At 69.0% G+C, this 12,643-nt stretch carries 12 protein-coding genes; 9 read left to right on the top strand and 3 right to left on the bottom strand.

Translation table 11 applies throughout. The annotated features are described in order from the left end of the window. Positions 1-17 precede the first annotated feature (17 nt). Positions 18-1,256 carry an amidohydrolase family protein gene (locus AAFN86_RS24715; RefSeq protein WP_347546257.1) on the top strand — a complete coding sequence of 413 codons (1,239 nt, stop codon included), beginning with the start codon at positions 18-20 and terminating at the stop codon, positions 1,254-1,256. Between the two features lie 53 nt (positions 1,257-1,309). Beyond that, positions 1,310-2,293: a tripartite tricarboxylate transporter substrate binding protein gene (locus tag AAFN86_RS24710; RefSeq protein WP_347546256.1), complete on the top strand. Its 984-nt coding sequence runs from the start codon at positions 1,310-1,312 to the stop codon at positions 2,291-2,293. A gap of 9 nt (positions 2,294-2,302) precedes the next feature. Here AAFN86_RS24710 and AAFN86_RS24705 read toward each other — a convergent pair whose 3' ends face one another. Together AAFN86_RS24705 and AAFN86_RS24700 are read right to left on the bottom strand one after the other, a co-directional pair. Continuing rightward, positions 2,303-3,877, bottom strand: a complete 1,575-nt coding sequence (locus AAFN86_RS24705) for an ABC transporter substrate-binding protein (RefSeq protein ID WP_347546255.1) — start codon at positions 3,875-3,877, stop codon at positions 2,303-2,305. Between the two features lie 54 nt (positions 3,878-3,931). Next, the gene (locus tag AAFN86_RS24700) at positions 3,932-4,663 is read right to left on the bottom strand and encodes a GntR family transcriptional regulator (protein WP_347546254.1); all 732 of its coding nucleotides are present in this window, start codon (positions 4,661-4,663) and stop codon (positions 3,932-3,934) included. Positions 4,664-4,720: 57 nt separating this feature from the next. Here AAFN86_RS24700 and tcuA point away from each other — a divergent pair, with 57 nt between their 5' ends. The 5 genes from tcuA to AAFN86_RS24675 all read left to right on the top strand — a co-directional run bounded on the left by tcuA (position 4,721) and on the right by AAFN86_RS24675 (position 10,092). Further along, entirely contained in the window at positions 4,721-6,118 is a 1,398-nt protein-coding gene (gene tcuA, locus AAFN86_RS24695; RefSeq protein WP_347546253.1) for an FAD-dependent tricarballylate dehydrogenase TcuA, read from the top strand. Between the two features lie 4 nt (positions 6,119-6,122). Then, on the top strand, positions 6,123-7,226 hold the full coding sequence (gene tcuB, locus AAFN86_RS24690) for a tricarballylate utilization 4Fe-4S protein TcuB (RefSeq protein ID WP_347546252.1): 1,104 nt from the start codon (positions 6,123-6,125) through the stop codon (positions 7,224-7,226). A gap of 342 nt (positions 7,227-7,568) precedes the next feature. Continuing rightward, positions 7,569-8,183 (top strand): M35 family metallopeptidase, encoded by a 615-nt coding sequence (locus AAFN86_RS24685; RefSeq protein ID WP_347546251.1) that lies wholly within the window; start codon positions 7,569-7,571, stop codon positions 8,181-8,183. Positions 8,184-8,515: 332 nt separating this feature from the next. Then, entirely contained in the window at positions 8,516-9,688 is a 1,173-nt protein-coding gene (locus tag AAFN86_RS24680; protein ID WP_347546250.1) for a thiolase domain-containing protein, read from the top strand. 5 nt (positions 9,689-9,693) lie between these two features. Then, positions 9,694-10,092, top strand: coding sequence for an OB-fold domain-containing protein (locus AAFN86_RS24675; RefSeq protein ID WP_347546248.1), 399 nt, complete (start codon positions 9,694-9,696; stop codon positions 10,090-10,092). A gap of 304 nt (positions 10,093-10,396) precedes the next feature. On the opposite strand, the gene AAFN86_RS24670 is transcribed toward AAFN86_RS24675, so the two are convergent. Then, positions 10,397-11,596, bottom strand: a complete 1,200-nt coding sequence (locus AAFN86_RS24670) for a hypothetical protein (RefSeq protein WP_347546247.1) — start codon at positions 11,594-11,596, stop codon at positions 10,397-10,399. Positions 11,597-11,919: 323 nt separating this feature from the next. Here AAFN86_RS24670 and AAFN86_RS24665 point away from each other — a divergent pair, with 323 nt between their 5' ends. After that, positions 11,920-12,159 carry a phage baseplate assembly protein V gene (locus AAFN86_RS24665; protein ID WP_347546245.1) on the top strand — a complete coding sequence of 80 codons (240 nt, stop codon included), beginning with the start codon at positions 11,920-11,922 and terminating at the stop codon, positions 12,157-12,159. 44 nt (positions 12,160-12,203) lie between these two features. After that, positions 12,204-12,497, top strand: coding sequence for a hypothetical protein (locus AAFN86_RS24660; RefSeq protein WP_347546244.1), 294 nt, complete (start codon positions 12,204-12,206; stop codon positions 12,495-12,497). Positions 12,498-12,643 lie beyond the last annotated feature (146 nt).

Below are 12,643 nucleotides of genomic sequence, written 5' to 3'. Positions count from 1 at the left end.
TGCCGGAGACCGCCCGCATGACTGACACCATCCTGTTCGAGAACGCCGCCATCCTGGACGGCACCGCCGAGGGCGCCGTCCCCGGCCACGTCCTGGTCGAGGGCGGCACCATCAAGGAGGTCAGCGACAAGCCGATCGTGGCCGCCTCCGCGCGCCACATCGACCTGCGCGGCCGCACGCTGATGCCCGGGCTGATCGACGCGCATGTGCATGTCGTCGCCTCCATCGTGAATCTCGGCCTGAATGCGATGCTGCCCGATGCCGTCATCGCCTTCCGCGCGGCGAAGATCATGAACGGCATGCTGATGCGCGGCTTCACCACGGTGCGCGACCTCGGCGGCGCCACGCATGGGCTGCGCATGGCGCGCGACGAAGGGCATTTCGACGGCCCGCGCCTGAACATCTGCGGCAAGGCCTTGTCCCAGACCGGTGGGCATTGCGACTTCCGCGGCCGCCACGACACGCGCGACACGGCGTTCTTCGCGGCCCGGCTCGGCACGCTGGGCCGGCTGGTCGATGGCGTGCCCGATGTGCGGCGCGCCTGCCGGGAGGAAATCAAGGCCGGCGCCGACTACATCAAGATCATGGCCAATGGCGGCGTCGCATCCCCCACCGACCCCATCGCCTTCGTCGGCTTCTCGAAGGAGGAAGTGCTGTCCTCGGTCGAGGAAGCCGAGAACGCCGGCACCTATGTGGCGGCCCACCTGTACACCGACAGCGCCATCCATCGCGCCGTCGAATGCGGCGTGCGCAGCCTGGAACATTGCAACCTGATCCAGTCCCCGACCGCACGCTTCGCCGCCGAACGCGGCGCCATCGCCTGCCCGACGCTGGTCACCTACCAGGCGTTGAAGGATGAAGGTGCGTCGCTCGGCCTGCCGGCGGAATCGGTCGCCAAGATCGACGATGTGCGGACGGCCGGGCTGCGCTCGCTGGAGATCATGCGCGATGCCGGGCTGATGATGGCCTTCGGCACTGATCTGCTGGGCGACATGCACCGCCACCAATCGTCCGAATTCGTCATCCGCGGCCAGGTGCTGCCGGCCATCGAGGTGATCCGCAGCGCGACCATAAACGCGGCGAAGCTCCTGGTGGCGGAAGGCAGCATCGGCTGCGTCGCGCCGGGTGCGCTCGCCGACCTGATCGTGGTCGAGGGCGATCCGCTGAAGGATCTCAGCCTGCTGGCCGGTCAGGGCGAGCACCTGTCCGCCATCATGCTCGGCGGGCGCTTCGTGAAGGATGCGCTGGCGGCTTGACCGCCGGCCGCTTTGGCCGGGACCATGGCCACGACAGGCCGGGGGACAGGCGAATGCGGATCATGGATCGGGCAGGCTTCTCGCGTCGAGCGCTGTTGGCGGCGCCCACCGCGCTGGCAACACCTGCCGCGGCCCAGACGGGCTTCCCCGACCGGCCGATCCGGCTGCTGATACCGTGGCCCCCGGGCGCTTCGGCCGATGTCTTCCTGCGCGCGGTGGCCGACCAGGCCGGGCGCCGCCTTGGCCAGCCCGTGATACCCGAGAACCGACCGGGCGCGAGCGGCACCCTGGGCGCAGCCGCGCTGAAGGATGCGCGGCCGGATGGCTACACCATCGCGCAGTTCTTCAGCGGCGTGCACCGCGCGATGCTGCTGGCCGACCGCCCAAACTATGATTCGATCGACGACTTCACCTTCATCGTGCAGCTCAGCGGATCGGTGCACGGCATCTGCGTGCATGCCGACAGCCCCTGGAAGACGCTGGACGAGCTTTTCGCTGCCGCGCGGGCCAATCCGGGCCGGCTCACCTACGGCACGCTTGGCGCAAGTTCGGTGCAGCATATGACGATGCTGGATCTCGCCCAGCGCGCCGGCGTCGAGTTCACACATGTGCCCTATCGCGGCGGCGGGGAACTGACGACCGCGCTGCTGTCGCGCCAGGTGGACATGATCGCCGATGCCAGCGGCTGGGCGCCGACCGTCGCTGATGGCCGCTTCCGACTGCTGGTGGTGTGGGGTAGTGCGCGCATGCCGCGCTTCCCCGATGTGCCGACGCTGCGCGAATCCGGCTTCGACGTGGTGGTCGACAGCCCCTATGGCATCGCCGGGCCGAAGGGAATGGATCCGGCCGCCGTCGCGCGGCTGCACGATGCCTTCCGCGATGCGCTGGACGATCCGTCCACCCGGCAGGTGATGGAACGCTTCAACCTGCCGCGGCTGTACATGAACACGGCCGACTTTGCGGCATCGCAGCCTGACTCGAAGGCAGCCGAACGCGCCGGCCTCGCACGCGCGGGGCTGCTGCCGTCCGGACGGTGACGATGCCCGTCAGCGCGCCACCGGCCGCGCATGGTAGGCGACCATCTGTTCATCCATGCGCGGCGTGTATTCGATCCCGCGCCGCGCTGCGACCACAACCACCTGGTTGTAGAGCGGGATGAACGGCACCTGGTCGAGCGATTCCCGCGCGGCATGGCGCAGCGCTGCCTCGCGTCCCTCGGTCGCATTGCCGATCACGGCATCGATCAGCCCGTCCAGCCGCGCATCACTGAAGCCACCGCGATTGCCCTGGCCGAAGGCTTGGTCGGGCACCCGCGTATGCACCGCGGTGGACAGGATGTAGGACGCATCGCGCGAGGATGACAGCGACAGCCCGTACAGCATCAGCGGCAGATCGTTGCGCTGCGCCAGCGTGCGCGGCGAGAATACGTTCCAGGGCTGCGTTTCCACCCGCACCTGGAAGCCGGCACGCGTCAGCATCTGCCCCGCCGCCTGGCAGACCCGCGCATCGTTGACATAGCGGTTGTTGGAACAGCCCAGCGTCAGGCCGAAGCCGTTCGGATAACCGGCCTCGGCCAGCAGCGCGCGGGCGCGGGCCGGGTCGGCGGCGGGCACGGTGATCGACGGATCGAAGCCGCCGAACTGTTCCGGCACCATCTGCACCGTCGCCACACCCTGGCCGTCCAGCGCGCGCGCCACCAGGGCCTGCCGATCCAGCGCGATCGACAGCGCCTGCCGGACCCGTACATCGCGCAGCGGGTTGCGCGGCAACGCCTGCCCGCTGGCATCGACGATCAGCGGGAACTGGTCCAACCGGATATTCGGCAGCAGATACATGATGCGGTCGGAATTGCGCCGGAACACCGACAGCCGCGCATCGCGCTGCAGCCGTTCCACATCGGCGGGCGGCACGCTCTCGATGATCTCGATGTCGCCGCTCAGCAATGCAGCGAGGCGCGAGGCGTCATTGCCGATCACCCGGATATCGACGCGCTGATACGCCGCCTTGTCGCCCCAGAAGGAGTCGTTGCGCGCGATCGTCATGCCTTCCTGGCCGCGCACCTGCTCCAACCGGAACGGCCCGGTGCCGATCGCCGCGCGGCCGCTGTTGAAGTGGGAGGTCGATGCGCCTTCCGCCGCGCGTTTTGACACGACGAAGATGTTGGTGAGTTGCCCCGGCAGCACCGGGTTGGGCTGGTCGGTGTGGAGGCGGACGGTGTGGGGATCCACCACCTCCACCCGCACGATGGTCCGCAGGTTGGAGGTATAGGGGCCGGGATTGTTCGGCAGGCTCGGCACGCGGGCGATGGAAAAAGCGACGTCATCGGCGGTGAACGGGCTGCCGTCATGGAAGGTGACGCCGTGGCGCAGGCGCAGTTCCCAGACCAGCGGTTCGACCATCGCCCAGGATTCGACGATGCCCGGGACGAAGCGGCTTTCGGCGTCGCGGTTGATCAGGCTGTCATAGATATGGCGCGCCGCCGCCATGTTCGGCCCGGCGAACAGGAAATGCGGGTCGAGCCCGAAGGGTGCCTCCACCGCCATGGTCAGGGATTGCGACCGCGCCGGCTGTGCGAAGCCGAGCAGGCAGGCCGCCGCCAGGGCGAGCGAAAGGCGTTTCATCGGGCAACTCTCCGGCGCGTGAAGCCAGCAGCCTTCGGCGCCGCGGCCCGCAAGTCAATCGGGCCCGGCATTCCCCGGCGCTGCGAGCGGCACGCCGATGGTGCCCACCATCCATGCCAGGCGATGCTTCTGCGCCGCGCGGGCATGTTTGCGCGCGGCTGCTTCCGCCGCGTCGCCATCGCGCTTCGCGATGGCCTTGAGGATGGCGCGATGTTCCGCATGCGCCTGTTCCGCCCGCCCGCCGCGCGTCAACAGCGTCGGCAGCAGCGACATGGTCGCGGCGAGCTGTTCCAGGCTGCGCAGCAGGTAGCGGTTGTGCGCGGCGAGATACAGCAGCCCATGCAGCCGCTGGTTCACCGCCGCCAGCGCGGCGGCGTCGCCAAAGGCGGCTGGCTCGCCTTCGACGATTTCGGCCATGGCGGCGATCTCAGTGTCGCTGGCGTGCTGGGCGGCAAGCCGGGCCGCCGCCCCTTCCAACACTTCGCGCATGACGTAGAGTTCGACGACCTGCTGGTGGTCCGGCCGGGTCACCGTCAGGCCCCGGCGGGCCTCATGCGACAGCAGCCCCTCGGCTTCCAGCCGCGCGATAGCCTGGCGAACCGGGGTACGGGACACACCGAAGCGGGCGGCGAGATCGACCTCCGTCAGCCTTTCTCCGGGTGCCAGCCCGCCGTCACGAATGGCCGCACGAATGCGGGCATAGGCGCTTTCGCCGAGATCCCGGGTCGGGGTGATGCCGTCCATGGCGCAGCCATAGCCGATCTGACGGTCAATCGGAACAACCATCTGGACATCGCTGGATACATCTGTACACATCGAGGCGAACACCGGAGCCGCGAAAGCATGGCCGATCTCAGCCAGACCTTCGACGTCCTGATCGCAGGCGGCGGAAATGCCGCGCTCTGCGCCGCCATCACGGCGCGGCGGGCGGGCGCGAGCGTCGTGATCGCCGAACACGCGCCGAAGTCGATGCGCGGCGGCAATTCACGCCACACCCGCAATCTGCGCGCCCTGCATCATGGCCCGACCGGGGTGCTGACGGAATCCTACCTCGAGGAAGAATACTGGGACGATCTGCGTCGCGTCACGGCGGGCAAGACCAATGAACAGCTTGCCCGCATGTGCATCCGCGCCAGCGAACAGGCACCGAAGTTCCTCGAATCCTGTGGTGTCGTGTTCCAGCCATCCTTGTCGGGCACGCTGTCGCTGTCGCGCACCAACGCCTTCTTCCTCGGCGGCGGCAAGGCGCTGGTGAATGCGCTGTACCGCACCGCGGAAGCGCTCGGCATCACCATCCTGTACGACACCGAGGTCCAGCATATCGAGGTGAAGGACGGCTTCGCGACCGAGGCCATCGTCTCCCATCGCGGCTTCCCCGCGCGGATCCGCTTCAAGGCCTTCATCGCCTCCGCCGGCGGCTTCCAGGCCAATCGCGAATGGCTGCGCAAATACTGGGGCGATGCCGCCGACAATTTCCAGATCCGCGGCACGCCATACGCGCAGGGCCGCATCCTGAAGGACATGCTGGCATCGGGCGTGCAGGAAGTGGGCGACCCGACGCAGTTCCATGCCGTGGCCAACGACGCCCGCGCGCCGATGGAAGATGGCGGGCTTGCGATGCGGCTCGACTGCGTGCCCTTCGCCGTGGTGGTGAACCGCGACGTCGAACGCTTCTACGATGAAGGCGAAGATGTCTGGCCGAAGCGCTACGCCATCTGGGGACGGCTGATCGCCCAGCAGCCCGGCCAGGTCGCCTTCGCCATCAATGACTCGAAAGCACAGCACAACTACCTGCCGCCGGTCTTCGCCCCTTACGAGGCGGGCAGCATCGCCGAGCTCGCCGGGATGATCGGCCTCGACGCCGGCAAGCTGGAAAAGGTGGTCGCCGACTACAACGCCGCCGTGCGGCCCGGCACCTTCAGCGCGCAGACGCTGGACGACTGCCGCACCGAGGGCCTGACCCCGCCGAAATCCCACTGGGCGCGGCGCATCGACACGCCGCCCTACTACTGCCACCCGCTGCGGCCGGGCATCACCTTCACCTTCCTGTCGGTGAAAGTGAACGACCGCGCGCGCGTGATGATGGCCGACGGCACGCCCAGCGCGAACATGTTCGCCTCGGGCGAGATCATGTCCGGCAACATCCTCGGCCAGGGCTATCTGGCCGGCTTCGGCATGACCATCGGCACCACCTTCGGCCGCATCGCGGGCGAGGAAGCGGCGAAACTGGTGAGGAACTGACGCGATGGCCCAGGAATCCGAAACCATCGCCGAGGCGCGGCGGCAGATGGAGATCTGCAATTCCTGCCGCTACTGCGAAGGGTATTGCGCCGTGTTCCCCGCCATGGCGATGCGTCGCTCCTTCGCGGAAGCCGATCTCACGCACCTCGCCAACCTGTGCCACGGCTGCAAGGGCTGTTACCACGCCTGCCAGTATGCGCCGCCGCACGCCTTCGGCATTAACATCCCCGCGACCTTTGCCGAGATCCGCAATGAGACCTACGCGAAGCACGCCTGGCCTGGCGCGCTCGGCGCGATGTTCGAACGCAATGGCACGGTGGTCGCGCTTGCCGCGTCGCTGGGCGTTGCCTTGCTGCTGATCCTGACGGTGGCCTTGCAGGACCCCGCGGTGCTGTGGTCCGCGCAACGCGGGGCCGGCGCCTTTTTCCGCATCATCCCGCACTGGCTGATGATCGGGCTTGGCGTGCTGACCTTCGGCTATGCGATCCTGGCCATGGCCATGGGCGCGCGCAGCTACTGGCGCGCCACCGGCGGCGGCGGCGCCTTCGCACCGGCACCGGCGGCGGAAGCGATGGTGGACATCGCCACGATGCGCAACCTCGGCGGCGGCGGCCATGGCTGCAATGACATCGACGACAGTTTCTCCGTCCGCCGGCGCTGGCTGCACCAGGCCCTGATGTATGGCTTCCTGCTGTGCTTTGCGGCCACCTGCACCGGCACGATCTATCATTATCTGCTTGGTTGGACCTCGCCGCACGCCTTCTTCTCCCTGCCCGTGCAGTTCGGTACCTGGGGCGGGGTGCTGATGATGATCGGCGCGGCGGGGCTTGCGCATGTGAAGGTTATCACCGACCCGGGCCCGGTGTCGCGCAAGGTGATGGGCGGCGAATTCGCCATCCTCGGTCTGCTGTTCCTGATCGCCGTGACCGGGTTGCTGCTGCTGGTGGTGCGCCATACCGGGGCGATGGGGCTGATGCTCGCCATCCATCTCGGGTTGGTCTTCGCCTTCTTCCTGGTGATGCCGTATTCCAAGATGGTGCACGGGGTGTATCGCGGCATCGCGCTGCTGCGGAACGCGCAGGAAAAGCGCCGCGCCGCGACGGCCTGAGGCAGGCGGCCGGAAGGCTGGAGGGGCTTTGCCCCTCCAGGCCACCCCCACCAAATGACAGTGTCATTTGGAAAGCCATCGTCTGGCGCCGGGCCAGGCGGCCAGGGCCGATGACCAGACCCGCTCCTGTGCCCGACGTTCCTTCAGCGGGCCAGGATGCCCTTTCCGCCCGGCGCGAAGTTGAGGTGTCCAGAGGCCTTTAGGCCTTTGGTGGGGTGGCTTGGAGGGTCAAGGCCCCTCCAACCTTGTCGCCGCAACCGATCCACCCGTGAACCGTTTCATCGCCGGGGCCGACCCGTCGCGTCATTCTCCCCCTGCCACCCCAACCCAGGCAGACACGAGATGCGCAAGTCCTTCTCCATCGCCGCCGCCCTCGCCACCCTGATGCTGGCCCCGCTGCCGCTCGCGGCGCAGGGCGTGAAGGGCGGCGACCGGCAGGCCCTGTCGCAGGCCGGTACCTGCACCGAGGAACAGCGCGTTGCCATCCGTCGTGGCTTCTCCGATGCCCGCCAGATGACCAACGCCTCGCTCGCCGCGCTGGCGCTGGAACCCGAGGCGATCCGCCCGCACCTTGCCCGCTTCTTCGGCAGCAATCCGGCGGGGGCGATCGCCAAGAACTTCCGCGCCATCTCGGCCGGCATGGACCAGCGCGAACCGCGCCTGACCTACGAATGCAACCGCGCCGAATCCTGCCGCGGCCAGACCTTCGCCTATGTCCGCTGGGGCGGGAATGCGCGGGAAGTCATGGGCGTCTGCCCGGCCTACTTCCGCGCCGCGCGCACCGGCCAGGACAGCCAGGGCGGCATCATCCTGCATGAGATGAGCCACCTCGCCCTCGGCACCCGCGACCATGCCTACCAGCCTGCCCGGGTCGAGGCGCTGGCCAAGGACGACCCCGCTGCCGCGCAGATGAATGCCGACAGCTACGAATACTTCGCCGAGTTCCTGCCGCGCTGAATTGCCCCCCAGCCAGGCAGTGAAACCCCGCCGGGTGTCGTGCAATTCCGCACGGCCCCGGCGGGACTTTCTTATATGCCCTCGATCGGCGGGCGCGGCCCATCCGGGCCGCTTGCCTTCGCGCCCAGCGCTGGCGTGCCGGCGGCCGCTGAAGGTCTTGGCGCGGTCGCGCCATGCGCTCCGGGCCCGGGCCCGGGGCAGGGCCCTGGGCCTAAGGTCGGGCGGCACTGGCCGCCGGCGCTGACCGATCGGTTGGGCCGCCCCCTCGACAGCGTGGCCTTCCGCTGCTTCCCTGCGCCGCGCTTGAACCAGCAGGAGGAAACGCTCCCGTCATGAGCATCAACGGCCAGGCCTATCTCGTCGGGGCTTTCGAGCACCCGACGCGCAAGGCCGAGAAACAGTCGGTCGCGCAACTCCATGCGGAGGTCGCCTACGGCGCCCTGCAGGATGCCGGCCTGTCGAAGGACGACGTGGACGGCTTCTTCTGCACCGGTGCCGCCCCGGGCCTCGGGCCCATCAACATGGCGGACTACATGGGGCTGACCAAGCTGCGCCATGTCGATTCCACCGACATGGGCGGCTGCTCCTACGTCATGCATGTTGGCCACGCCGCGCAGGCGATCAAGGAAGGCCGCTGCAACGTCGCCCTGATCACCCTGGCCGGCCGGCCGCGCGCCGAAGGCATGGCGACGGGCACCGTGCCGCGGTCCTGGGCGCCGAACATCCCCGACGACCCCTTCGAGATCCCGATGGGCCGCACGGTGGTAAATTCCTACGGCATGGTGGCGATGCGCCACATGCATGAATTCGGCACCACCTCGGAACAGCTCGCCTGGATCAAGGTCGCCGCCTCCACCCACGCCCAGTATAACCCGCATGCGATGCTGCAGAAGGTCGTCACGGTCGAGGAGGTGGTGAACTCCCCGATGGTCTCCGACCCGCTGCACCGGCTCGATTGCTGCGTCATCTCCGATGGCGGCGGTGCGCTGATCGTGGCGAAGCCGGAGATCGCGAAGTCGCTGAAGCGTCCGCTGGTGAAGGTGCTCGGCTGCGCCGAGGCCACCAAGAACCAGGCCGGTGGCGGCATCGACCTGTCCTACTCGGCCGTGCGCCAGGCCGGTGCGGCCGCCTTCGCCGAAGCGAAGGTGAAGCCGGCCGACATCCAGTACGCCTCGATCTATGACAGCTTCACCATCACGGTGCTGATGCAGCTTGAGGACCTCGGCTTCTGCAAGAAGGGCGAGGGCGGCAAGTTCGTCATGGACGGCAACCTCATCAGCGGCGTCGGCAAGCTGCCGTTCAACACCGATGGCGGCGGGCTGTGCAACAACCACCCGGCGAACCGCGGTGGCATGACCAAGGTGATCGAGGCGGTGCGCCAGCTTCGCGGCGAAGCGCACCCCAAGGTCCAGGTGCCGGGCTGCAAGCTGGCGCTGGCGAACGGCGTGGGCGGCCTGCTGGGCCACCGCCACGGCGGTGCGACCCTCATCATGGAGCGGGAGTGATCATCATGGCGACGCAATCCGCCAACCGCGCCATTCCGGCGCCGAAGGAAGACCCCACGACCAAGCCGTTCTGGGACGCTGCCCGCGAGGGCAGGTTCCTCATCGGCCTGTGCAAGGATACCGGCAAGCATTTCTGGTATCCGCGCGGCTGCTCGCCTTTCACGCTCTCGAACAACATCGAGATGGTGGAAGCGAAGGGCACGGGGACGATTTACTCCTTCTCCGTCATGCGCACGAAGGAGCCGCATGCGGTGGCCTACGTCGAACTCGACGAAGGCCCGCGCATGTTCACCAACATCGTGGACTGCGACCTCGATTCGCTGAAGATCGGGCAGAAGGTGAAGATCGTCTTCAAGCCGACCGAGGAAGGTGCCGCGCCGGTGCCGATGTTCACGCCGGCCTGAGAGGACGGGACGCGGAGAGGGGCTTGGCCCCTCTCCGGACCTCACCCCACCAAAGGCCGAGGGGCCTTTGGAATGCCGGATTCCTGGCTCTGTGCGCCGTGGCCGGTCTGCGTTGTCTCAGCGCGCTTCATGCGACTGTGCCGGCTTCGGCGCATTGATGCCGCGGTACCAGGTTCCTGCCGTCCGGGGGCGCGTTCGCCGCTTTGGGACCGCATCAGCATTGCATGGCAGTCGTTGGAAACCCATGGCTGGACGGGCATGGCGCTTCCAATGCGCCCGCCCCGATCGGCCTCCTCGCGCGCCATCACGCCAGTGACGTCACAGCCGGTGCGAGGGCCGGCAGTTTCCCGGCCGGATGCCCGGGGTTGCGGAATCGCAGCTCGCCGTCCGGTGCAGCATCCGGCGGCGCCATGCCGAACATTTCCATCCGCGAGGCGCAGGCCGTGGCCACCACGCGCCGTGCCATGGGTTCGGTGAGGAACCGTCGCACAGCGCCTTCAAGTTGCAGTGTCTCCCGCAGCGACCGCCATTCCGCGCGATCCAGGTCTTCCACGAACACCGACAGGATCCCGGGCGCGCTCCCGGTCAGCCGTGCCGCCGCCGCGGTGCGCATGCGGGCGACCACGGCATCCGCCACCGCATTCTCCCGCCCTGCGCGGGCGGCCATGACGAAGACCGAACCACCCGAGGCGCCGGCCGTGACGGCGAGATGGGCCTCCGGCCCGAACTGCGCGCGCAGGTGCTGCGGCAGGGCGGCGGCGGTCTGGGCGCCGGCCAGCACCAGCGGGTCGAGCTTTAGCACCGCGTCCGCGCTGCTGTCCTGGCGCTTCTGGGCGGCGAGCAGCGCGACGATGCGCGATTGCAACTCGGCCGCCTTGCCGGGGCCGGCCAGGCCATCGGGCAGCGTGACCTTCAGCAGATAGCGGCCAGGATGGGCGGCGAGCCATGTCTGCAGTTCCGGATGCACGCGATCGACCAGGGCGCACCAGTCGCCGCGATGGACTGGCCGGCCATCCTCGGCCGAGACGGTTTCGCAGGCCACCTCGGCGACGGTGCCGTCGCGGGTGATGCGCAGGTCGAACGGGGCTTCCTCGGCCAGGCCGGCAAATTCCACGCTGAAGCCTCGTTCGCGATACAGCGCCGCGCTGCGCAGCAGGTGCCACAGCGGGATCAACGTGGCCTCGCCCGTCAGGCCCTCGGCCAACAGGGCGCGCAGGCGGGCGCGGGGGCCGGCGGGCAGGCTGCGGGCAAGGCGCACCGCATCCTGCGCGAAGGCCAGGACACGGCGTTCGGCCTGCCCGGCCTTCGCCGCGGCGCGCGGGTCGGCGGCGCGGGCCAGGGCGAATTCCAGGGCGTGGCGTTGCTGCGCGGCGCGGCCGGATAGCGGCCCGGATTGCGCCCGCTCGGCGAGGGCGGCGATGCGGCTGGACCAGGCGCGACCGCCCACCAGGCGCACGAAGGATGTGGAATCCGGGTCGGGTTCAGCAGGGTCGCCGAGCGGCATGGGGAAGCCTCGCAACGCGTTGCCCGGCGCACGAAGGACCGCGTGCCGGCGAAGGCCCGTTTCGGTCCGTGCCGCGTGGCCGATACGCGCCAAAACGGGGCGGGACCGGGCGTCGCGTCACGGGCTTTTACTCTCGGTGGCCTGGTGCCCCGGTCGTCGCGGCCGCGCCGCGCGCCTCGGGGGCAGGACACCGATGACGGTCCCGCGGGGCCGTCGCTCGGTAGATAGACCTTCTGTGTTGCGCTGCGTCAAGCGCCGCTTGTCGCAATGCGGGGCCGCGGCGGCTGTGCCAAGGTAGCCCTGCCCATATCGGAGGCTTCGGCATGACCTACCACGGTATCTTTCGCGGCATGTGCATCAACAACCTCGATCCGATGGCGCGCGGGCGCGTGCAGGTGCGCGTGCCCGCCGTCAGCGGAGACGAGGATAGCGGCTGGGCGATGCCTTGCCGCGCGCTCGGGATGCCGGGCGCGGCGCCCCCTTCGGTGGGCGAAACGGTCTGGGTGATGTTCGAAGGGGGCGATCCGTCGCGCCCGGTGGTGGTCGGCACCTACCCGCAATAGGCGGCGGCAACGGATCGGCAAGCTTCGCGGCGCAGACTGGTCCGATGCGCTGGATGATCCTGCTTCTTGCCACGACCGCCCTGTCCGCCCGGGCGCAGTCCCCGCCGGTGTGCACGGCGGAGATCGAGGGCCAGGCCGCCTGCATGGCCGGCAAGCTCTGCGAATGCCGGTTCGAACGCGGCGGCCAGCTGACCGGCCGGCCCGACCGCTTCGTGTGGGATTGCGGCGCAATGCGGCCGCTGTGCCCGCCCGACCCGACGATAAGCCAGGCGCCGGCGACGCTGCCGCCGGTCGGGCTGTGGCTACAGCCTGGGCGCGGCGGCGGGCCGCTGCGCTGACGCACCACGACTTCCGCATCGCGTCGGCGCCGAGCATCCCGCCGTCTGCACCCGATCCGGGACCGCATGGCGCGACCGCGCGCGGACCATCATCCGCCCCGGACGCACCAGTGCGTGCGCGAAGGCAAGGCGGGCGGAAGCCCGCC

The organism is Roseomonas sp. CAU 1739, assembly GCF_039839775.1.
Lineage (GTDB): Bacteria > Pseudomonadota > Alphaproteobacteria > Acetobacterales > Acetobacteraceae > Neoroseomonas.
This window is presented reverse-complemented; position numbering and strand designations above follow the sequence as displayed.

Bases quoted from the DNA above. Each gene is read 5' to 3' on its own strand.
- tcuA (WP_347546253.1), top strand. From the start codon at position 4,721: ATGGCCGATCTCAGCCAGACCTTCGACGTCCTGATCGCAGGCGGCGGA.
- AAFN86_RS24700 (WP_347546254.1), bottom strand. From the start codon at position 4,663: ATGGTTGTTCCGATTGACCGTCAGATCGGCTATGGCTGCGCCATGGAC.
- AAFN86_RS24715 (WP_347546257.1), top strand. From the start codon at position 18: ATGACTGACACCATCCTGTTCGAGAACGCCGCCATCCTGGACGGCACC.
- AAFN86_RS24685 (WP_347546251.1), top strand. From the start codon at position 7,569: ATGCGCAAGTCCTTCTCCATCGCCGCCGCCCTCGCCACCCTGATGCTG.
- AAFN86_RS24680 (WP_347546250.1), top strand. From the start codon at position 8,516: ATGAGCATCAACGGCCAGGCCTATCTCGTCGGGGCTTTCGAGCACCCG.
- tcuB (WP_347546252.1), top strand. From the start codon at position 6,123: ATGGCCCAGGAATCCGAAACCATCGCCGAGGCGCGGCGGCAGATGGAG.
- AAFN86_RS24710 (WP_347546256.1), top strand. From the start codon at position 1,310: ATGCGGATCATGGATCGGGCAGGCTTCTCGCGTCGAGCGCTGTTGGCG.
- AAFN86_RS24660 (WP_347546244.1), top strand. From the start codon at position 12,204: ATGCGCTGGATGATCCTGCTTCTTGCCACGACCGCCCTGTCCGCCCGG.
- AAFN86_RS24665 (WP_347546245.1), top strand. From the start codon at position 11,920: ATGACCTACCACGGTATCTTTCGCGGCATGTGCATCAACAACCTCGAT.
- AAFN86_RS24705 (WP_347546255.1), bottom strand. From the start codon at position 3,877: ATGAAACGCCTTTCGCTCGCCCTGGCGGCGGCCTGCCTGCTCGGCTTC.
- AAFN86_RS24670 (WP_347546247.1), bottom strand. From the start codon at position 11,596: ATGCCGCTCGGCGACCCTGCTGAACCCGACCCGGATTCCACATCCTTC.
- AAFN86_RS24675 (WP_347546248.1), top strand. From the start codon at position 9,694: ATGGCGACGCAATCCGCCAACCGCGCCATTCCGGCGCCGAAGGAAGAC.